General features: G+C 41.6%; 15 protein-coding genes. 6 read left to right on the forward strand and 9 right to left on the reverse strand.

Annotated elements, in window-relative coordinates; all coding sequences use genetic code 11:
* Positions 1 to 42: 42 nt before the first annotated feature.
* Positions 43 to 765: a monofunctional biosynthetic peptidoglycan transglycosylase gene (mtgA, locus tag BVU_RS16810; RefSeq protein WP_005841984.1), complete on the forward strand. Its 723-nt coding sequence runs from the start codon at positions 43 to 45 to the stop codon at positions 763 to 765.
* On the opposite strand, the gene BVU_RS16815 is transcribed toward mtgA, so the two are convergent.
* The 6 genes from BVU_RS16815 to BVU_RS16840 all read right to left on the reverse strand — a co-directional run bounded on the left by BVU_RS16815 (position 737) and on the right by BVU_RS16840 (position 6,460).
* Positions 737 to 1,621 (reverse strand): N-acetylmuramoyl-L-alanine amidase-like domain-containing protein, encoded by an 885-nt coding sequence (locus BVU_RS16815; protein WP_005841982.1) that lies wholly within the window; start codon positions 1,619 to 1,621, stop codon positions 737 to 739. The genes mtgA and BVU_RS16815 overlap by 29 nt on opposite strands.
* A 125-nt stretch (positions 1,622 to 1,746) precedes the next feature.
* A complete protein-coding gene (locus tag BVU_RS16820; RefSeq protein WP_008668959.1) occupies positions 1,747 to 3,522 on the reverse strand; it encodes a biotin/lipoyl-binding protein in 1,776 nt (591 codons plus the stop codon).
* Between the two features lie 189 nt (positions 3,523 to 3,711).
* Complete coding sequence (locus tag BVU_RS16825) at positions 3,712 to 4,188, reverse strand: RNA polymerase sigma factor (RefSeq protein WP_041174475.1); 477 nt, start codon at positions 4,186 to 4,188, stop codon at positions 3,712 to 3,714.
* Positions 4,189 to 4,241: 53 nt separating this feature from the next.
* The gene (locus tag BVU_RS16830; RefSeq protein WP_011964719.1) at positions 4,242 to 5,246 is read right to left on the reverse strand and encodes an ISAon1 family transposase; all 1,005 of its coding nucleotides are present in this window, start codon (positions 5,244 to 5,246) and stop codon (positions 4,242 to 4,244) included.
* 10 nt (positions 5,247 to 5,256) lie between these two features.
* The gene (locus BVU_RS16835) at positions 5,257 to 5,607 is read right to left on the reverse strand and encodes an ISAon1 family transposase N-terminal region protein (protein ID WP_005645980.1); all 351 of its coding nucleotides are present in this window, start codon (positions 5,605 to 5,607) and stop codon (positions 5,257 to 5,259) included.
* Between the two features lie 238 nt (positions 5,608 to 5,845).
* Positions 5,846 to 6,460 (reverse strand): trimeric intracellular cation channel family protein, encoded by a 615-nt coding sequence (locus BVU_RS16840; protein ID WP_005841975.1) that lies wholly within the window; start codon positions 6,458 to 6,460, stop codon positions 5,846 to 5,848.
* An 83-nt stretch (positions 6,461 to 6,543) separates the two neighbouring features.
* Here BVU_RS16840 and BVU_RS16845 point away from each other — a divergent pair, with 83 nt between their 5' ends.
* Positions 6,544 to 7,632, forward strand: coding sequence for a UDP-N-acetyl glucosamine 2-epimerase (locus tag BVU_RS16845; RefSeq protein ID WP_012055636.1), 1,089 nt, complete (start codon positions 6,544 to 6,546; stop codon positions 7,630 to 7,632).
* Between the two features lie 100 nt (positions 7,633 to 7,732).
* On the opposite strand, the gene BVU_RS16850 is transcribed toward BVU_RS16845, so the two are convergent.
* Entirely contained in the window at positions 7,733 to 9,127 is a 1,395-nt protein-coding gene (locus BVU_RS16850; RefSeq protein ID WP_008668955.1) for a DUF3078 domain-containing protein, read from the reverse strand.
* A gap of 209 nt (positions 9,128 to 9,336) precedes the next feature.
* On the opposite strand from BVU_RS16850, the gene BVU_RS16855 reads away from it, so the two are divergent.
* From BVU_RS16855 to BVU_RS16865, 3 genes are all read left to right on the forward strand, one after another.
* The gene (locus BVU_RS16855) at positions 9,337 to 10,935 is read left to right on the forward strand and encodes a CTP synthase (protein ID WP_005840023.1); all 1,599 of its coding nucleotides are present in this window, start codon (positions 9,337 to 9,339) and stop codon (positions 10,933 to 10,935) included.
* A gap of 39 nt (positions 10,936 to 10,974) precedes the next feature.
* The gene (gene yidC, locus BVU_RS16860; protein WP_005840021.1) at positions 10,975 to 12,840 is read left to right on the forward strand and encodes a membrane protein insertase YidC; all 1,866 of its coding nucleotides are present in this window, start codon (positions 10,975 to 10,977) and stop codon (positions 12,838 to 12,840) included.
* Positions 12,841 to 13,066: 226 nt separating this feature from the next.
* A complete protein-coding gene (locus BVU_RS16865; protein ID WP_005840019.1) occupies positions 13,067 to 15,187 on the forward strand; it encodes an alpha/beta hydrolase family protein in 2,121 nt (706 codons plus the stop codon).
* A 1,118-nt stretch (positions 15,188 to 16,305) separates the two neighbouring features.
* Here BVU_RS16865 and BVU_RS16870 read toward each other — a convergent pair.
* On the reverse strand, positions 16,306 to 17,232 hold the full coding sequence (locus BVU_RS16870) for an RluA family pseudouridine synthase (RefSeq protein WP_012055637.1): 927 nt from the start codon (positions 17,230 to 17,232) through the stop codon (positions 16,306 to 16,308).
* A 44-nt stretch (positions 17,233 to 17,276) separates the two neighbouring features.
* Positions 17,277 to 18,698, reverse strand: a complete 1,422-nt coding sequence (gene rlmD, locus BVU_RS16875) for a 23S rRNA (uracil(1939)-C(5))-methyltransferase RlmD (protein ID WP_012055638.1) — start codon at positions 18,696 to 18,698, stop codon at positions 17,277 to 17,279.
* Positions 18,699 to 18,896: 198 nt separating this feature from the next.
* Between rlmD and ppdK the strand changes: the two genes are divergently transcribed.
* The gene (gene ppdK / locus BVU_RS16880; RefSeq protein ID WP_012055639.1) at positions 18,897 to 21,617 is read left to right on the forward strand and encodes a pyruvate, phosphate dikinase; all 2,721 of its coding nucleotides are present in this window, start codon (positions 18,897 to 18,899) and stop codon (positions 21,615 to 21,617) included.
* Positions 21,618 to 21,928: the final 311 nt, after the last annotated feature.

The raw sequence follows: 21,928 nt of genomic DNA on the forward strand, positions 1-21,928 counted from the left end.
GGACAGGTTATTTCTGCCCGAAATTGCTTTTAATACACAAGCATGAAAAAAAAGATTTTAAAATTCATCCGCAATCTGCTGCTTTTTTTCTTTGGTTCTTCCATTCTCGCAGTTATCGTTTTACGATTTATTCCGGTTTACTTTACCCCGTTGATGTTTATCCGTACTACCCAGCAAATCATTCATGGAGAAGATATAAAGTGGAAACACTCTTGGCTACCTAAAGAAAACATATCCCCTCATCTGTCTATGGCTGTTATTGCCTCTGAAGACAATCGCTTTGCCGAGCATAATGGTTTTGACTTCAAAGAAATAGAGAAAGCCTTAAAAGAAAACAAGAACCGAAAACGCCCTCGAGGTGCCAGTACTATCAGCCAACAGACAGCCAAAAACATTTTCTTGTGGCCTGCTTCTTCTTGGATCAGGAAAGGACTTGAAGTGTATTTCACCACCTTGATAGAACTATTTTGGAACAAGGAACGGATTATGGAAGTCTATCTGAACTCTATAGAAATGGGAAATGGTATCTATGGTGCCGAAGCAGTAGCTCGTGAACACTTTCACAAGAATGCCAGCAAACTGACACCGGAAGAATGCGCACTAATTGCAGCCAGCCTTCCCAATCCTCGCAAATTCAATTCAAGCAGACCTGGCAACTACATGCTTAAAAGACAAAAGAAGATACTTTATCTTATGAAATGCGTCCCTACATTTCCGCCCAAACAAGATACGTCCTCTACGGTTTCAAAGAAGAAAAAGAAATAACCCGCACCCCCGTGTGGGCTTTCTTATTTTTAGAGTATTCAAAGAGAGTCTGAGAATCTAGAATAACTTTCTTCATGACCGATGAAGCATGAAGCAAATGCAATTTACCATCCACCCAACAAGCAAATCCTGTATGCACCACATCCAGCCCTTTTATATTGGTAGTAATCGCTATGATATCCCCATTCTTTATGTCCAACTCCTCAGAAGAAACGTTCAGACTTGTTTTAGGAATATAAGAAACAGGAACATTTTTCCATTTTCTCTCTATTTCAATCATCTGGGATATCATGGAAGGATTATTTTTCAACCGGTGATAATTGTCAGAGTGTGTGGACATAAAATCCAAATTCAAGATTTGTGATACAGCAAGCCCTAATTCCCCTGTACGTTCATGTACAATTCCTTTCTGTTCGTTATCCTTAATCCAATCACTGAAGTAATGTAAACGCGAGACATAACCGGCTTGTTTTCCATTCCGATAGCGGATACACAGCAACGCTTTTTTGTAACTTTCAAAGTCACTTTTCCCATACTTGTCAGCGAGACTCAATGCAAGTACTGTTTCAACTAATGTGGTACAATCCACCTTATCCAAATGAACAACTAATCTCTCTTCATCTGTCCCATCCAATGTATTCGCTACGTATGGAACCCCTAATAGATTTTGGGCAAAAAACAATATCCTACAGCTATCGGCCGGCAACCGGGCAGCTTTTTGAAGCAGACTCTCGACTTTTATACTGTCATTTTCTGATGCTGAAACGATACAAGGCATTATTCCTAAAATCATTCCCAGCAACCACGGATACAGCTTTCTCATATATTTTTTCTTATCTACCTGTTTTTTCTGCATGGCAACAAAGATAACACATAACTGAATGAATGCAAATTTTAAAAGAATGAAAAGATAAAAACATCCGCCATGACAAATTCAACACTTGCCATAGCGGATAAAAAAAGCTATATAGCACCTTTAAATCATGCAGTAAACTCTGTTCTTTCCAAATAAGCTATAACATCACCTTTATTAACTACAGCTCCTTGTTGGGCGCAAACTTCTACAATACGTCCTGTAAAATTAGCAAAAATCTTTTCATACTCTCCCCACGGAGTGGAAATATAACAGAACACTTCATCATGCTGGTATTTCCGTCCGACAAACGGTGCCATAGAAGGACCTTCCACGGAAACTTCCCATAAAATCTGCCCCTTATCCGGTGCAATAATAGGATCTGCCTTAGCACGCTTATATTTTCGGATCGTTTCCTCATCGAAGCCACTTTTTACCATAGCCGCATCCTGAGCACGTTGTAAATCATCCATAAAACGTTTCTTGGCTACACCCGATTTATAATCACGGTATTGCCGGTCATGCATAGCCAGTTCAAACAACTCTTCCTCATCCTCACCATATTCCCATCCATTATCATCCATCTCCTTACGGTACTTGTCCAGCTCATCAGGATAGTTCACCTGAGGATCTTCATCAGTGAATTCGTAGCCTTTACTTTTCGCCAGTTCGATTATTTCAGGAGCCAACGCACCCGGCAATTTTCCACTTTTTCCCAAAATCATATCCCATGTATGGTTATCAATCATCGTCCATCTCTCCTCTCCCTTCACCAATTGCATAACATTCATCAAAGCCACATTCTTCACATATTGGCTAAACGGTGTTACTAAAGGTGGATATCCCAATTTCGGCCATACGTATTCCACTTCTTCAAACAGCATCACTACCAAATCATCCAAACTCATAGGTTCCTTTCCCTGTCCTTTCAGAATCAGATTGATGCCCGAATGCACCCCTTTCAGATCGGCCATCATTGAACCCATCATGCCACCGGGAAGTCCACATCCCAGCAGCAAGGAAGACATATGTTTGTTGGTAGGATCAATAAAATATCCCAAAAAATCATCAATAAATTCCTGCGTCATGCTACGCGCTTTCATATAAGCCTTCATATTGATTTCAGGTACCTGAAAACCTGCATTTTTCAACATAGCCTGTACAGAAATTACGTCAGGATGCACTTTTCCCCATGACAACGGCTCCATAGCGACATCAATGATATCCGCACCATTCTCACAAACTTCCAAAATAGATGCCATAGATAACCCAGGACCGGAATGTCCATGATATTGTACAATGACTTCAGGATGTTTATCTTTGATATTTCTCACCAACTGCCCCAACATTTCAGGACGGCCGATACCTGCCATATCTTTCAAACAGATTTCGGGTGCCCCCGCTTCTATTAACTGGTCGGCAATATAAGAATAATAATCCACCGTATGTACAGGAGAATAAGTGATGCAAAGAGTGGCTTGAGGAATCATTCCCGCTTCTTTAGCATATTTTATGGAAGGAATAATATTACGAACTTCATTCAAACCACAAAAAATACGAGTAATATCCACTCCTTGCGCATGTTTTACCCTATACATCAACCGACGTACATCAGCTGGAACAGGATACATTCGCAATGCATTTAAACCACGGTCCAACATATGCGTCTGAATACCCGCCTCACGTAAAGGCTTGGTAAATGTACGCACTGCCTTGTTAGGATTCTCACCATATAGCAAGTTCACTTGTTCAAAAGCACCTCCATTAGTTTCGACTCGGGCAAAACACCCCATTTCAACGATTAGAGGAGCAATTTTGGCTAACTGATCAGCTCTGGGCTGGTACTTCCCTGATGACTGCCACATATCGCGGTAGACCAAACTGAATTTGATTTCTTTTTTCATAATTATTACTTGATTTAAAGGTGTCTTGTCCTTTTGCAAATATAACAAATGAATAAAAATAAAGTTAATATTCGAAGCTGTTTTTTAGCTTCCAAAAACATGTTTAATATCATATTGTAAACCAACAAAAACAAAAAAGGCAGAGCAAAAGATTTTCACTCTACCTTTTTGATAATTTTCCCCCTTGGATTATACAAAATCACGGAGCTGTCCCTGCAAGCGTTGTCTGGTAAAAAAAATTCTGCTTTTTACAGTACCCAACGGCAATCCCAGCTTTTCGGCAATCTCACGATATTTAAATCCCGACACATGCATAGCGAATGGAATACGGTATTCTTTAGGAAGCAAACCGACTATACGATGTATTTCTTTCATGTCATAAGCTCCCTCGGTACTATCAAAGCCGGAATCCTGAGGCATACTTAAATGGTAGAGATTGTCTGTATGGTCCACAAATGTCTGGTCACGCACGATTTTCCTATAATTGTTTATAAAGATGTTACGCATAATGGTATACATCCATCCCTTAAAGTTTGTATCGGGGATATACTTGTCTTCATTATCCAGCGCTTTCAATGAAGTTTCTTGTAGCAGGTCATTAGCCTCCTCACGGTCGGCTGTGAGTTTGTATGCAAACCGAAGTAATTCTTCTTGCACACCCAGCAGGTTCTTTTTAAAACTAACGGGTCAGCGGATTTTCCTGGTTGGTAAGCTTTCTTTTAAGCGTATAGCCTAGCCAGTCTGAACATGAAGAATTTCAGATCAGCCACCCCTCTTAACTGGCTTCGAAAAGCTTTGATTTTAGCATTGAACGACTCCGCTGAAGCATTTGTCAATCGTTCTTCAAAATAATTTATGATGGTCGTACTATGGTTTGAAAAGGTATCAAGTACCTTGTTGAACTCCATATAGTCAAACTTTTCCACTTCATTGTACCATCTTGCGAGATTTAGCCTTGCTTCATCGGGACCTGACTTCTTGTTGAAGATGTCTGTCAGTTTCATGCTAAGGCTGTATCCTTCCAGAAGCTTGGGGAATTTATCAAAGAGAATGGCAGCCCTGGTCTTTTGCTGTTCATTCCATTTGCTCCAGTGTTTCAGTATAATATGCTTGCTTCTGCTTACTATCTGTGGCAGGGTTTCTCCGTTCTCCATTCTTTCAGGCTCCCATTTCCCTATTCTCTCCCTTTCCGCCTTACTCTTTGCTTCTTTCTTCTTTTGACGGTGCTCCCTGATAGCCTGATTTTCCGCATCAAGTACTTTCCACCGATAGCGTATTCTTAACCGGTCAACAGCTTCAGACATGAGCTGCTGTACATGAAAACGGTCATTGATCAGCTTTGCGGCAGGAAACACCTTTCTGACCGTCAGCATCATGGCTGAAGATAAATCTGTAGTGACAGTCTTGACAGACAGCCGTTTCCGGTGCGGAAGCCTGCGCAAGATTCCGCTTACCGCATCTGTGGCCACTCCACGAACCATTGCAACTAAAGCCCCCTTACGGCCTTTGGCTGCTTTATTGGTCAGAATCGTATAAACATCTCCATTGCTCAGGCAAGTTTCATCCAAAGAAAGGTTTTCTCCAATGTTTTCAGGATAAAGGAGGTAGTCATGCGCATGTTCGAGTTGGTCCCAGTTCCGGTAATCACTGATTTTCTCCTTGTATTGTTTACGAAGAGTCTGTCCTTTTACGCCATAACGTTCCGCAAGCACACAGATGCTCACAGGAGTAGATTCAATCTCCTTCTTTTAAAAAAGAAACGAACTCAGAATTGAGCCGTGTACCGTCAAATTCGGATAAATCCCAGTCATAGCTGAAGATTTCATTGGAAGACTTGTCAAGCCATTTACGTTTACGGACATGGAGATAAGTGGCGCGACCACGAATAGGGTAGTCTTGGATTGTACGGTACTCACCAAAACCATAGGATATGATATCCGGGTTGGTCTTATCTTCTTTTAGCTGAACTTTTTTTTCATCAAGATAAATATCAAAACGGTCAGCACTCTTGTCGAAATTGACAATATCAAAGTTGTCTATAAGCACATCCGGAAGGATGGCACGAAGGAGTCGTTCGGGTTTCATAAAACAAAGGTAAGCAAAGATAGCTAATTTTAAAACTTACCAACCAGAAATTTCCGCTGAGCCAAACTAACGCTATTCATAAGTCTTTCAGTTTAGGTTCATATTCTTTTTCCATGCTCTCGGTAATGCAAGGATAGCGCATTTTAAATAGGTGTCAAAGAAAAAACTATCAAAATAGGGGGTAAAAACCGTCATTTATCAGTTTTTACCCCCTGTTTTGATAGTTTTCAGGTGCTATTTAGCGTTGTTCCCCCTTTAAAATTGGTAAACAGATACTATATTTAACAGCTAAAATACGCGCCAAAAACACAGTACTACCTCCTATTATCTGGCAAATAAAGGCTTCCAGACCAAACAGATCACATATCCAATAGGCCAATCCCCCCACCACACAGGCCATTGCATAAATTTCTTTACGAAAAATAAGCGGAATTTCATTAATAAAAACATCGCGGAGCACACCACCTGCGGCCCCAGTGATACTACCCATGATTATAGCTACCCAAAAAGGATATCCGAGAGCAATACTTTTGCCTACTCCCACTACTGTAAATAGTGCCAGACCGATGCTGTCGAACAGGAAAAAAGTGTTATGCATATGAATCAGATACTTGCCGAAAGCAATTACCCAAAACAATGCAAGTCCTGTACATATTAAATATATAGGGTCGGTCATCCAACCCGGAGTCACATCTAGAAGCACATCACGGATAGTACCTCCTCCGATAGCCGTTGCCAAACCCACTACATATGCACCAAACCAGTCAAACTGTTTGGCAGACGCCAATCTGATACCACTGATGGCAAAGGCAAACGTGCCTATAAAATCTAAAACTTGAACAAATGTTAGCATAATGGTTGTTATTTGTCTGCAAAGTAACGAATAAATTCGATAAGAAAATGTATTTTTGTGTTCAGAAAATAGCTTAAAATAAGATGAAAGTAACAATTATCGCAGGTGCACGTCCCAATTTCATGAAAATTGCCCCATTAATGCGTGCTATCAAGGCTGCAAAGGCAGCAGGAAAAAATATCACTGCCCGTCTGGTCTACACAGGTTCGGACGAAGATAAAAGTTTGGAACCTTCTCTGTTTACAGACCTGGATATGCCGCGTCCTGATGTATATCTGCATGTAGATAATACAGATTTTTTCCAGCAAATGGCAGGTATATTGGTAGCTTTCGCCCGCGAACTGGAACAGCATCCTGCACAGGTAGTACTTGTAGTGGATGACCTGACTCCTACTATGGCGTGCTCTATCGTAGCTAAAAAGAAAGGGATAAAAGTCGCTCATCTAGTGGCCGGAACCCGCTCTTTCGATATGGATATGCCAAAGGAAGTGAACAGCATGATAACAGATGGCTTGTCCGATTATCTGTTCACGGCCGGAATGGTAGCCAACCGCAATCTGAATCAAACAGGAACCGAACAGGCACATGTACATTTTGTAGGAAACATCCTGATTGATACGCTGCGTTATAACCGTACCCGTTTACAGCGCCCGGTAGCGTTCTCCATTATGGGACTGAAAGAAAAAGAATACCTCTTGCTAACATTGAACAAGCATTCATTGCTAAACAAGGACACAACACTGAAAGCCATCTTCCACACTATACTGGAAAAAACAGACAAGCCGATCGTGGCGCCGCTCCATACATATGTAAAAAACAAGCTGTCTGCTTTAGGAATTACTTCCGAAAGGTTATATATATTACCACCGCAACCTTATTTGTCATTCGGATATTTAGTGAACCATGCCTGGGGTATCATTACAGATTCGGGCAATGTAGCGGAAGAAGCTACTTTTTTAGGAATCCCCTGCATGACATTAAGCACGTATGCAGAACATCCCGAAACAGTGACAATCGGCACAAACCGGCTGGTGGGGGAAAACTCTGAAATCCTGGCAGACGCCCTTGACATTCTGAATAAAGGAGAATGGCAGAAGGGACATTTGCCGGAACGCTGGGACGGACACGCAGCAGAAAGAATTGTGCAAACATTGCTGGGTGAACATAAATAAAATGGAGCACCAATAAAAACACGGATGCCGCAGAATTTGATATTCTGCGGCATCCGTGTTTTTATTGGTGCTCCATCGATATCGCTTACACTCTCCTTTCTTACCAAGTATAATTCAAACCAAAACTAAGCAATTCCTGCAACTGGAAATAACTCTTGTTATCTTCTGTCAGTGTCACACCGTCATCATAACGCGCATGAACAAACAACTTAGTAGACAAATAACGGTTCAACACAAAATTAAATGTATTTTCCCAACTGGCAATTACGGTGTCATAAGTTGTAAAGTACTCCAATTTAGACTCCCACACAATACTGGGGATAATTGTCCAAGTCAGATTACCTGTAAATTTCGAACCGAAGAGATTCGCTGTTTTATGCCCCGGATCCACATTAAAAGCACCCGGATCAGTTATCTTATCATTGCTGATATACATAAAAGTATACGCCAGTGGAGATCCCAACAAAGACAATGAATAATTCTTCTTATTCTGCTTAAAGTCCATACCGAGGGTTATATCCAATTGGGCGGGAGACAGAAAATTAGAAATCATATCATTCGTATTCGTCTTATAATTTCCAAAGAACTGAGTCTTGAACTCGCCCGCCAAAGTATAATACCAGTTTTTGAAGGCTTTTACACCCAGTTTACTGCTTAAACGAAGCAAGTCGGCATTCGTCTTATACTTATGCACTGTATCTGACGGTGCTGTAACAAAACCCAATTTTATTTCCAGCTTATTTTCAAACTCTATACGCTGGCGGTCATCAAAATTAGCTTCCAGCACTAAGCCGGACAACAGCGCATTAGTACTTTCACCACCTTTATACCAGTTATCTGAAATATAATGTTGTGTGAACTGAACATACCCATTCCCCTTATGCGTCCAAAAGTTAGGGCGTACCACCAACAATTCATTATCCGTAGTCAAGCTTTCCACCGGTGTTTCCGGTTGAAGGAAACTTTTGATTCTCTCTTTCCTTGGTCTTTTTACTATCTGATTATTTTCCAGTGGTTTCAAATCAGCCAAATAAAGTTCGTTATTCACCAATCTGCCCGGATATTGCAAATAATAATTCCTTAATATATTATTCGACCAACGGTCGGCAGCGGCCAAGGTTTCCAAATCGGGCAGTTGATATATAGCTGCAGATGCAGAGTCACGCTTTCCCATATATAGCGAATCGACAGCTGTCATTATTTTCGTATCCGGACTCCATTTTATTTCAAAAATTTCTTTTATAGGAGCTTCATAATAAGTGGGCGGAACAAACAACTTATAAAAAGCCGGATTAGGACGTACCCGCCGGGGCGCCGGAATATTCAAATCATCCCACAGCCTGAAATAAGCAAAATAAGATGCGCTTAATGCAGACAATGAATCAGAATAGGCTTTCACAGCCGGATTTTCTTTCGTCTTGGCTATTTTCTGTGCCGGCACTTCTTCCATACAGAATACAGCAAGTATTATAGCCAAACATATACTTTTTCTCATACTAATTTTAGTTTTGTGCAAAAGTACACTTAATTTTCCTTTTCCCAAAAAACTGTTTCCTTTATATAGTAACGAATGATAAATTCAGTTTCATCAAATGATTTTTTAAAGCATATCCGACAATATTGAAAAAGATTTTGTAATTTTGCAACTTTGATAAATATTGCGATTTTGATAATTAAGAAAATAACATTTAAAAATATTAAGTCGTGGGAGAAACTAAGTATATCTTCGTAACTGGTGGTGTTGCCTCCTCATTAGGTAAAGGTATTATTTCATCATCAATAGGTAAATTACTGCAAGCCAGAGGCTATAATGTAACAATTCAGAAGTTCGATCCGTATATCAATATTGATCCGGGAACTTTGAATCCTTATGAACATGGTGAATGTTATGTAACGGTAGACGGACACGAAGCCGACCTCGATTTGGGACATTACGAACGTTTTTTGGGCATCCAAACAACTAAAGCCAATAACATTACAACAGGACGTATTTACAAAAGTGTTATTGACAAAGAACGCCGTGGTGACTATTTGGGAAAGACTATTCAGGTTATCCCCCATATCACCGATGAGATCAAACGCAATGTAAAATTATTGGGAAGCAAATATAAATTTGATTTTGTCATTACCGAAATCGGTGGTACCGTAGGTGATATTGAATCACTTCCTTATTTGGAAAGTATCCGCCAATTGAAATGGGAAATGGGACGTAATGCGTTGTGCGTACACCTTACTTATGTTCCTTATCTGGCAGCAGCAGGCGAATTGAAGACCAAACCTACCCAGCACTCTGTAAAAGAGCTGCAATCTGTTGGTATTCAACCAGATGTATTGGTATTGCGTACCGAGCACGAATTGAGCACAAACTTGAAAAAGAAAGTTGCTCTGTTCTGTAACGTAGATGAAAATGCTGTGGTGCAGTCTATCGATATGCCCACCATTTATGAAGTACCTTTGCGTATGCAAGAGCAGGGACTGGATGTAACCATTCTCCAAAAGATGGGATTGCCCGTGGGTGAAACTCCAACCCTCGGTCCATGGAGAGATTTTCTAGATCGCCGTCATAAGGCAACTGAGAAAGTAAAAATTGGATTGGTTGGTAAATACGATTTGCAAGACGCTTATAAATCTATCCTTGAAGCCTTGTCACAAGCCGCCACTTACAATGACCGCAAAGCGGATATCCACTTCATAAACAGCGAGAAACTGACAGATGCTAATGTAGAAGAGCAGATTAAGGATATGGATGGTATCATCATCTGCCCGGGATTCGGACAACGTGGCATAGAAGGTAAGTTCGTTGCTATCAAATATGCACGTACACACAATGTGCCGACTTTTGGTATCTGTCTAGGTATGCAGTGCATGGCTATTGAGTTTGCCCGTAACGTGCTAGGTTATACAGATGCCAACAGCCGCGAAATGGATGAAAAAACGCCACACAACGTGATAGACATTATGGAAGAACAGAAAGCTATCACCAATATGGGCGGCACTATGCGCCTGGGAGCCTATGAATGTATCCTTGACCAACACTCAAAGACTTTTGAAGCCTATAAAAGCGAACACATACAGGAACGCCACCGTCACCGCTACGAATTCAATAATGACTATAAGCAGGAGTACGAAAAGGCGGGTATGAAATGCGTGGGTATCAATCCGGAATCCGATTTAGTGGAAATAATTGAAATCCCGACATTAAAATGGTTCATCGGAGTACAGTTCCATCCCGAGTACAGCAGTACAGTATTGAAACCACATCCTTTATTCCTGTCATTTATCAAAGCGGCAATAGACAAATAAGAAACGAGAATTATAATATAATAAGGTAAACAAGTAAAAATGGACAAAAACACTTTAGTGGGATTCGCCCTGATTGGTGCAGTTGTGATAGGCTTCAGCATCTACAACCGTCCTAGCCAGGAAGAAATGGCACGTGCCAAACATTATCAGGATTCCATTCAGGCGATAGCCCAAAAAGAGGCCGAACGACTGGCACAGGCTGCCACGGCACAGAGTCAGAATGCAACATTGCATTTAGACTCTACCTCTATGTTCTATGGCGCAAACCAAGGTACGGAACAGCTAACGACACTGGAAAATAATGTAGTAAAACTGACTTTCACCAATAAAGGTGGACGGGTGTGCGCAGCCATATTAAAAGATTATAACGGACAGGACGGCAAGCCTTTGATGTTATTTGATGAAAAAGATTCGGGCATGAATTTCGCTTTCGAAGGAAAGAATGAAAATATTTTGACCGAGGATATGTATTTCCAGCCTACCAACGTAACAGACAGCACTGTAACTATGCGTTTGGCAGCAAACAATGGAGGCTATATAGATTTCGATTACAAACTTTTACCGGATGCTTACATGGTGAATTTCACTATTCGCGCAAACGGCATGCAGAATTTCTTCCCTCCTGCCCTGAACACAGTCAATATAAACTGGCGTCAACGGGCACGCCAGCTTGAAAAAGGTTTCAGCTTCGAACAGCGCTATACTTCGCTCACCTACAAGCCGGTAGAAAAAAGTTCAGACTATCTGAACGAAATGAAAGAAGCAAAAGAAGATGTTACCGACCGTTTGGATTGGATTGCTTTCAAGAATCAGTTCTTCTCAAGCGTACTTATTGCCGATCAAGATTTTGATAAAGCTTCCCTAACCTCTACCCCCCAACAGGAAGGAAGCGGATATATGAAGAACTATACCGCGGACATGACAACTTTCTTTGATCCTACCGGAAAGCAGCCTACCGATATGCAGTTCTACTTCGGTCCGAACCATTTCAAGACTTTGCTGAACAGCAATGATCTAAGCCTTTCCCAAAAAGATTTGGAACTGGAAGACCTGGTTTATTTGGGCTGGCCCATTATCCGCTGGGTAAACCGCTGGTTCACTATTAATTTGTTTGATTGGCTCTCAGGGTGGGGACTGAGCATGGGTGTCGTATTGCTGCTGATGACGATTATCGTCAAAGTGTTAGTTTATCCGGCTACCTACAAATCATATATGTCCTCTGCCAAGATGCGCGTCCTGAAACCCTACATCAACGAGATCAACGCAAAATATCCCAAGAAAGAAGATGCTTTGAAAAAGCAACAGGAAACGATGGCACTTTACAGCAAATACGGAGTAAGCCCTATGGGAGGTTGCTTGCCTATGCTGATCCAAATGCCGGTATTCATGGCTTTATTCTTCTTCGTGCCTAACGCTATTGAGTTGCGCCAACAAAGTTTCTTATGGGCCCCGGACTTGTCCACTTATGATGATATTATCAACTGGGGAACCAACATTCCTCTGCTGGGCAATCATTTAAGCCTCTTCTGTTTGCTGTTCAGTATCACCAATATTCTGAACACCATGTACACCATGAAGCAGCAGGATATGGGACAACAGCAAATGCCGGGTATGAAACTAATGATGTATATCATGCCAGTCATGTTTATTTTCATCTTCAACGGTTATTCATCCGGCTTGAACTACTATTACTTCATTTCCGGACTGATTGGTATCCTCACCATGGTGATTCTGCGCAAAACAACTGATGAAAAGAAACTCCTTGCCATGTTGGAAGCCCGAAAAGAAAAGAAGAGCCAAAAGAATGGCGGCAAACCGGGTGGCGGACTGATGGCTAAACTGGAAGCTTTACAAAAGGAGCAGGAACGACTGCAACAAGAAAGAATGAATAAAGGGAAAAAATAACGAGTTTACACTTCCTTAAAAAAACAGCGAAGACCGGCATATATAAAAAACAGCGGTCTTTGCTGTTTTTTTATATATACCGGTTACCTCTATATTTGCTCTTCTTTGCAAAGACACCCTTCCACAGACACACAAAGAAACAAAACAAATATGCAGGAACATTTCACATCACCGGCTTTTATACGTATTTTTGCAATCAGTTAATCATCAAAAACAATTTTTAGATATGAATAAATCAAGCGCAACCATCATGGCAGCAGCACTTATGCTAGCTTCTTCCTGTACCGAAGTGAAACAGGAAGGACAGGGCTACGAGCCCATTATAGGCAAGCAAGAAATCACCATCAAAGACGGTCGTCTTACCCCCGAAGCCCTGTGGGCAATGGGACGCATAGGCAGTCTGAGTATTTCCCCCGATGGCAAACAGATAGCCTACACCGTAGCCTATTATAGTGTTCCCGAAAACAAAAGCCATCATGTAATTTACGTAATGGATGCCGATGGAAAGAACAACACCCTGCTTACTCAAACAGCATGGAATGAAAGCGAGCCTCAATGGATAAAAGGCGGAACAAAAATCGCATTCTTATGCAATGAAAGTGGTGGCAGCCAAATTTGGGAGATGAATCCTGACGGTACGGAACGCCGTATCATTTCCGATTTCAAAGGAAACATAGAAGGATTCTCTTTTTCACCGGATGGCAAAAAGATTCTTTTCATCTCACAAATAAAATACGGCCAACGCACCGTAGACCTCTACCCTGACCTGCCCAAAGCCAGCGGTATCATTGTAAACGACCTGATGTATAAACATTGGGATGAATGGGTAGAAAGTATTCCACATCCTTTTATCGCTGATTTTGATGGTAACATGATGGGAGCAGCCACCGATATCATGGAAGGTGAGCCGTTTGAAGCTCCAATGAAACCTTTCGGAGGTATCGAGCAGCTGGCTTGGAGCAACGACTCTAAACAAATAGCTTACACCAGCCGGAAAAAGCAAGGATTGGCATACGCAGTATCTACCGACTCGGATATATACCTTTATAATATAGAAAAAGGCACAACACTGAACCTGTGCAAACCGAATGGAAAAGATTCAAATGGAACAGATGAAATGAAAGGATATGACACCAATCCTAAATTCAGCCCCAACGGCAAATACATTGCATGGCAAAGCATGGAGCGCGATGGTTACGAAAGTGACCGGAACCGCCTGTGCATCTACAATTTAGATGACGGTCAAAAGACATTTGTTACCGAAAGTTTTGAATCAGGCGTAGATGACTATTGCTGGAACAATGATTCGCAAAGTCTGTACTTTGTCGGTGTATGGCATGGAACCAGCATGGTATACAGTGCCAATCTGAATGGTGATATAAAAAAACTGACTGATGGCATGTATGACTACGGATCAGTAGCCATGGCGGGCGATAAAATAATTACCAAACGTCACTCTATCAGTGCCGCCGATGAAATCTACACCCTCACTCCTGCCGACGGGCAAGTGGCGCAACTCTCACACGAGAATGATCACATCTTTAAACAGCTGAATTTGGGCAAAGTGGAGGAAAGATGGACCAAAACTACCGATGGCAAGCAAATGCTTTCATGGGTGATCTATCCCGTCAATTTTGACGCAAACAAGAAGTATCCTACTTTATTATTCTGTGAAGGTGGCCCGCAAAGTCCCGTCAGCCAATTCTGGAGCTACCGCTGGAACTTCCAGATTATGGCAGCCAACGATTATATTATCATTGCTCCGAATCGTCGTGGGCTACCTGGATTCGGCATGGAATGGTTGGAACAAATTAGCGGTGACTATGGAGGTCAATGTATGAAAGACTATTTGTCAGCCATAGATGATATTTCAAAAGAACCATATGTAGATACTAATCGTTTGGGATGCGTAGGTGCCAGCTTCGGCGGATTCTCCGTCTATTGGCTGGCGGGACACCATGACAAACGTTTTAAAGCATTTATCGCACACGATGGTATATTCAATATGGAGCAGCAATATCTGGAAACAGAAGAAATGTGGTTCGCCAACTGGGATATGGGTGGTGCATATTGGGACAAAAACAATGCAACGGCACAACGTACCTTTGCCAACTCTCCCCATCGTTTCGTTGATAAATGGGACACTCCCATTCTCTGCATTCACGGTGAAAAGGATTACAGAATTCTTGCTTCACAAGGTATGTCGGCGTTCAATGCAGCTGTATTGCGCGGTGTTCCGGCCGAACTTTTATTATATCCGGATGAGAATCATTGGGTATTGAAACCGCAAAATGGGGTGTTATGGCAACGCACTTTCTTTAGTTGGTTAGATAAATGGCTCAAATAACGCCTAAATTACTGCAATATTATCCGTTATTAGAACTATATAGTATAATTTTCAATTTTTGTGTTACCTTTGTAATGTCAAACAAAAAATGAACATTAAGTGATATTTGTTAAGCTACCTTTTATTAGGTGAGTAAACAATAGCTTGTGAAAGTAGTTGTTTACAGTGTTAGTATATAAATAACTTTTTATTCCCCGTGCTTTGTGAGCGCACAAAGCTGGATGATTACAAAATAATAAAGTGATTATTTTTTCGTGATACCGGCTTGTGATAAGTCGGTATCATTTTTTATTCCAGCAAACCAACATCATACTCATTATTATTCTGGAATGCTTATGCCCTCATGCTCTCATTTTACATATAACAATCTAATTATAAATAGCTTACATGATTACAGTAAAAATATTTGCTCTCACTTATGCCCTCATACCCTCACTATATTTTAAAGCAGATTTTCGCATAATACGCTTGCTGTCAACTATATATTCTTTTTTATAAAGTATTCCTGTTTGATATAAAGCAGGGTACTTTCAGACTTTTTCATTTCAAAAATGCATATGAAAGAGATGTACTTCCACGAAATAGCAGTTTACAGAGTTCCGATATCGATAAAAAAGATCAAAACGTTTTTAAAAAAGCTCGTTATCTTTTCCAAAAAGTTCCTGTTGTTATTTGAAAAGCTCTTGATCTTTTTTAAAAACGTCCTTATATTTGGGGGATTTATATGATTCACACTCACATACATACGCACAAACCCGTACATACATATGCGTAGCTTCATGTAGACATACGTGCGTTAGAGATTTTATATGATCACATCTATTGAAAAAACTCTTTTATTCAATATCACTTCGCCGATACAATAATAAAGAGGCTGAATCAAATTTATCTTGAATTTCAGCCTTTTTATTCATCAATACAACATTGGGAAATCGGACTACATGACCATTCTTGCATTAAGAAAGGCAGTTTAATAATGAAACAGCCAAATCTCTAAAAACAACAATATCCATCCGTCTACAGTTTGGTAAATGGATGGATATTGCTTTTTTATTCTTAACCTCTGCCCAAAATAAAAGCAAAGAAGCCTTATATTTAATTTTAACAGAAGAAATTTTCTATTTTTTCTGCATTAATCCTTTAAATGCCGTAGGATAAGGAGTTTCAAACTCCATCAACTCTTTTGTTACCGGATGATAGAAACATAACTTGAAGGCATGTAACGCCAATCGTCCTAAAGGATCACACTCACTGCCATAGCGCCGGTCACCAACAACAGGGTGACCTAAATCCAACATATGCACACGAATCTGATTCTTACGTCCTGTTTCCAAATCCAACTCCACCAATGAATATCCATTGGCCCGCTTTATTGTTTTATAATGAGTGACCGCAAACTTACCTTCCCCATTATCTACAGGACTGGAACTGACATACAATTTCCGGTCGGTCAACCAAGACTCTACAGTACCGTAATCTTTCTCCATATCACCAGAAACGATAGACACATAACGGCGGTCCGTCACAATATCATGCCAATTATCACGTAAAGTATTCTGGGTTTTTTCATCTTTGGCATACATCATCAACCCCGAAGTTTCACGGTCCAGACGATGTACTACAAATACGCGGTTGAAACGATGTGAACGTTTTACATACTCATTCAAAATATGTTGTGCAGTACGCTCCTTCTGATGTTCTGTGCTGACAGAAAGCAGTCCCTCCTTCTTTTCCACCACCAAGATATAAGCATCCTCGTATACCAGTTTCAGCATCGGATGTTTAAACTCACGATTATTCTTCACCTTGGATATCTGCACTTTCATACCTGGTTTCAATGCGAAATTATATTGGGTAGTAATCACATTATCTACCAAAATCACGCGGTTGGCAAGCAACGCCTTTACCTTGCTACGACTGATTCCCGCCATTTTCCGCATCAGAAAATCCATCAGCTCAGCGGGCTCCGTCACATTATATATAGTATATCGGGCAACACTTCTCGCCTTTGGCCTGCCGGAATCACTATTCTTACCTCTTGACATAATTCTATTTACTGTTTAAACAATTTATAATTGAACTATCCGGATTATCCTCTTTTTTCCAGCAACACCACATTTTCCACATGATGCGTATGAGGGAACATATCTACGGGTTGCACGGCCATCACCTTGTATTTGGCATCTAACAAAGACAAATCACGTGCCTGGGTGGCAGGATTACAGCTAACATACACAATCCGCTGAGGTTCAGCAAAAAGAATTGTATTAATCACATCATTGTGCATTCCGGCACGCGGAGGATCAGTGATTATAACATCAGGACGACCATGTTGGTTGATAAACTCCTGAGTGAGGATATCCTTCATGTCACCGGCATAAAATAAGGTATTGTCAATGCCATTAATTGCCGAATTCACTTTAGCATCTTCTATTGCTTCAGGCACATATTCGATACCAATCACTTTCTTTGCCTGGCGTGAAACAAAGTTGGCTATGGTTCCAGTCCCTGTATAAAGATCATACACCAATTCTTTACCGGTCAATCCGGCAAAATTACGGGCCACCTTATAAAGATTATACGCCTGTCCGGAATTAGTCTGATAAAATGATTTTGCTCCTATCTTGAAGCGCAACCCCTCCATTTCCTCGAAAATATGATCGTTGCCTTTGAACACCATTACCTCCAGATCGTTAATGGTATCATTGCATTTGTTATTGACTACATATAATAAGGAAGTAATCTGCGGAAAATGTTCTGCCACGAAAGCCAGCAGTTGCTTCATCAGATCCATTTCGCTCTCTTCCACAATCTTGCATTGCAGCAACACCATAAGCTCACCCGTACTCGAAGTACGGATCATCAAGTTGCGAAGCATTCCTTCTTGAGAACGCAGATTAAAGAAAGAATAATTGTGTTCGTATGCATAGTCACGAATCGCATTGCGTATCTGGTTGCTGATATCATCCTGTAACCAGCACTTTTCTATAGCCAGTACCTTGTCAAATGCACCGGGAATGTGGAAACCTACGGCGTTCATCTGATCGTACTTCACATCTTCCTTTACCTCTTCCTCTGTCAGCCAACGTTTGTTAGAAAACGTAAATTCCAACTTATTACGGTAAAACTCCGTTTTTTCCGACCCCATGATAGGTGAAATTTCCGGCAATTCGATCTTGCCGATACGGGTCAGATTATCCGTCACCTGCTTTTGCTTATACTTTATTTGTTCTGTATATGGCAGACACTGCCACTTACAACCACCACATATACCATAATGCTGGCAGAAGGGTACTGCACGCACAGGAGAATACTCATGGAATTTCACAGCCACAGCTTCTGCATAATGATTTTTCTTACGCTTCACTTGTAAATCCACCACATCACCGGGCACTACATAAGGCACAAATACTACCAGGTCATTCACTTTCGCCAAAGCTTTTCCTTCGGCAGCTACATCTATTATGGTTATCTTCTCTAATAATGGAAGTTCTTTCTTCTTTCTAGCCACTTTTCTGAATAAGTTAATTTGGGGACAAATTTAAGCATTTTCCCTGAATATTGCCTCATAAATCGTAAGATATTAAAATTGCAAAGTAGAAATTGCAATTTCCACTATTTTTTTTCAGTAAAAGATTTGGAGATAACTAAAATATGTATAGTTTTGCGATTACATTTTTTGAGCGAGTTAACTTTAAATACATTTATTATGGATAAAAAAAGAGTTTACACCTTTGGTAATGGACAAGCTGAAGGAAAAGCAGACATGAGAAATCTGCTTGGTGGAAAAGGCGCTAACCTGGCTGAAATGAATCTAATCGGTGTTCCCGTACCTCCGGGATTTACAATCACCACAGAAGTTTGTAGCGAATATTATGAGTTAGGTAAAGATAAAGTAGTAGAACTGCTGAAAGCGGATGTTGAGAAAGCTATCGCCAACATCGAAAATCTGATGAATTCCAAGTTTGGAGATGTAGAGAACCCGTTACTGGTTTCTGTACGTTCGGGTGCCCGCGCTTCTATGCCGGGTATGATGGATACCATCCTTAATTTAGGTTTAAATGACGAAGTGGTGGAAGGCTTGAGCCGCAAGACCGGACGCCCCCGTTTCGCATGGGATTCTTACCGTCGTTTCGTACAAATGTATGGTGACGTGGTATTGGGTATGAAACCGGTGAACAAGGAAGACATCGATCCTTTCGAGGAAATTATCGAAAAAGTAAAGGAAGAAAAAGGTGTGAAGCTCGACAACGAATTGGAAGTGGAAGACCTTAAAGAACTGGTTAAACGCTTTAAAGTTGCTGTAAAAGAACAGACCGGACAAGATTTTCCGACCTGTGCATACGAACAACTTTGGGGTGCCATTTGTGCTGTATTCCGCAGCTGGATGAACGAACGCGCCATTCTTTACCGCAAAATGGAAGGTATTCCTGCCGAATGGGGTACTGCTGTAAGCGTACAAGCCATGGTATTCGGTAACATGGGTGATACTTCGGCTACCGGTGTTTGCTTCTCTCGTGACGCAGGTAACGGTGAGGATTTGTTTAATGGCGAATATTTGATCAACGCACAAGGTGAAGATGTTGTGGCCGGTATCCGTACCCCGCAACAAATCACAAAAATCGGTTCTCAGCGTTGGGCAGAACGTGCAGGTATTTCTGAAGAAGAACGCGTAGCCAAATACCCCTCTATGGAAGAAGCTATGCCGGAAATCTACAAAGAACTGGATGCCCTGCAGACCAAACTGGAAAACCACTATCGCGACATGCAGGATATGGAATTTACCGTACAGGAAGGTAAATTATGGTTCTTGCAGACCCGTAACGGTAAACGTACCGGAGCTGCCATGGTAAAAATCGCCATGGACTTGTTGCGCCAGGGCATGATTGATGAAAAAACCGCATTGGAGCGTTGCGAACCTAATAAATTAGACGAACTGCTTCACCCTGTGTTCGACAAGAAAGCGTTGAAAGAAGCGAAAGTTTTGACTCGTGGTTTGCCCGCTTCTCCGGGTGCCGCTACCGGTCAGATTGTGTTCTTCGCCGATGATGCTGCTAAATGGGCTGCCGATGGTAAAAAGGTGGTCATGGTACGTATCGAAACTTCGCCGGAAGACCTGGCAGGTATGGCCGTTGCCGAAGGTATCCTGACTGCACGTGGCGGTATGACATCTCACGCTGCGGTTGTGGCCCGTGGTATGGGTAAGTGCTGCGTATCGGGTGCTGGTGCTATCAATGTAGATTATAAGACACGTACCGTAGAAATTGAAGGTATTACTTTAAAAGAAGGTGACTTCATCTCTCTGAACGGTACTACCGGTGAAGTATATAAAGGTAAAGTGGAAACCAAAGCAGCCGAAGTTTCAGGCGATTTCGCTGCATTGATGGATCTTTGCAACAAATACACAAAGCTGAATGTCCGCACTAACGCTGATACTCCGCATGATGCGGAAGTGGCCCGCGCTTTTGGTGCTTCAGGTATCGGTCTTTGCCGTACGGAACACATGTTCTTTGATGCTGAAAAGATTGTCGCTATGCGTGAGATGATCCTGTCACCGGATGTAGAAGGACGTAGAAAAGCATTGGCTAAATTGCTCCCCTTCCAAAAAGCCGACTTCAAAGGTATCTTCAAGGCTATGGACGGATGTCCGGTAAATGTTCGTCTGCTCGATCCTCCTTTGCATGAGTTCGTTCCCCATGATGCAAAAGGTCAGGAAGAAATGGCTAAGGCAATGGGCGTAACCGTACAGGAAATCAAAAAACGTGTGGAAAGCCTGTGTGAACACAATCCGATGTTAGGTCACCGCGGCTGTCGTTTGGGTAACACCTATCCCGAAATCACAGAGATGCAGACTCAAGCGATTCTAGGTGCTGCAATTGAACTGAAGAAAGAAGGATATGATCCGCATCCCGAAATAATGGTTCCCTTGACCGGTATCCTGTATGAATTCGAAGCTCAGGAAAAGGTGATCCGTGATGCAGCAGCAGCATTATTTGAAAAAGAAGGTATGGAAATTCCGTTCAAAGTAGGTACCATGATTGAAATTCCGCGTGCTGCGCTGACAGCCAACCGCATTGCCAGCCGTGCAGAATACTTCTCATTCGGTACCAATGACTTGACCCAGATGACCTTCGGTTATTCCCGTGACGATATTGCTTCTTTCTTGCCGGTATATCTGGAAAAGAAGATTCTAAAAGTAGACCCGTTCCAAGTACTCGACCAAAATGGTGTGGGCCAGCTGATTGAAATGGCTGTAGATAAAGGCCGTTCAGTTCGTCCTGATTTGAAATGCGGTATCTGCGGTGAGCATGGTGGTGAGCCTTCATCAGTGAAATTCTGTCACAAAGTTGGTTTGAACTATGTGTCTTGTTCTCCGTTCCGCGTGCCTATCGCCAGACTGGCGGCGGCTCAGGCCGCCGTTGAGGAATAATTCGTTCAACTTTAAATCGTTCAATAAACTTCCGCTTACACTGGGCTTACACCCAAAAGCGAAGTGAATGGTTTTCAGCACTATATTAGTGTGGCCCAAGCCACCGTTGAGGAATAATTCCAAATTGGCTTAATTAAAATAGTAGGCTGTAACTCATTGAAATACATGAGTTACAGCCTATGTTGTTCTTATACGGTTCGTACACTTGACAATGGAAATCGCGCCAAATGTGCGTACTCGCTTACTCACTGCTTACACTAAAATTGATGTTGCTTACACCTGCTTACACCATCAAAAAAGCCTATGGCAGC

It is taken from the genome of Phocaeicola vulgatus ATCC 8482, assembly GCF_000012825.1.
Taxonomy (GTDB): domain Bacteria; phylum Bacteroidota; class Bacteroidia; order Bacteroidales; family Bacteroidaceae; genus Phocaeicola; species Phocaeicola vulgatus.

Coding starts and splice junctions, on each gene's coding strand:
- BVU_RS16845 (WP_012055636.1), top strand. CDS start 6,544: ATGAAAGTAACAATTATCGCAGGTGCACGTCCCAATTTCATGAAAATT.
- mtgA (WP_005841984.1), top strand. CDS start 43: ATGAAAAAAAAGATTTTAAAATTCATCCGCAATCTGCTGCTTTTTTTC.
- BVU_RS16870 (WP_012055637.1), bottom strand. CDS start 17,232: ATGTCAAGAGGTAAGAATAGTGATTCCGGCAGGCCAAAGGCGAGAAGT.
- BVU_RS16815 (WP_005841982.1), bottom strand. CDS start 1,621: ATGCAGAAAAAACAGGTAGATAAGAAAAAATATATGAGAAAGCTGTAT.
- BVU_RS16835 (WP_005645980.1), bottom strand. CDS start 5,607: ATGAAACCCGAACGACTCCTTCGTGCCATCCTTCCGGATGTGCTTATA.
- BVU_RS16840 (WP_005841975.1), bottom strand. CDS start 6,460: ATGCTAACATTTGTTCAAGTTTTAGATTTTATAGGCACGTTTGCCTTT.
- BVU_RS16850 (WP_008668955.1), bottom strand. CDS start 9,127: ATGAGAAAAAGTATATGTTTGGCTATAATACTTGCTGTATTCTGTATG.
- ppdK (WP_012055639.1), top strand. CDS start 18,897: ATGGATAAAAAAAGAGTTTACACCTTTGGTAATGGACAAGCTGAAGGA.
- BVU_RS16820 (WP_008668959.1), bottom strand. CDS start 3,522: ATGAAAAAAGAAATCAAATTCAGTTTGGTCTACCGCGATATGTGGCAG.
- yidC (WP_005840021.1), top strand. CDS start 10,975: ATGGACAAAAACACTTTAGTGGGATTCGCCCTGATTGGTGCAGTTGTG.
- BVU_RS16865 (WP_005840019.1), top strand. CDS start 13,067: ATGAATAAATCAAGCGCAACCATCATGGCAGCAGCACTTATGCTAGCT.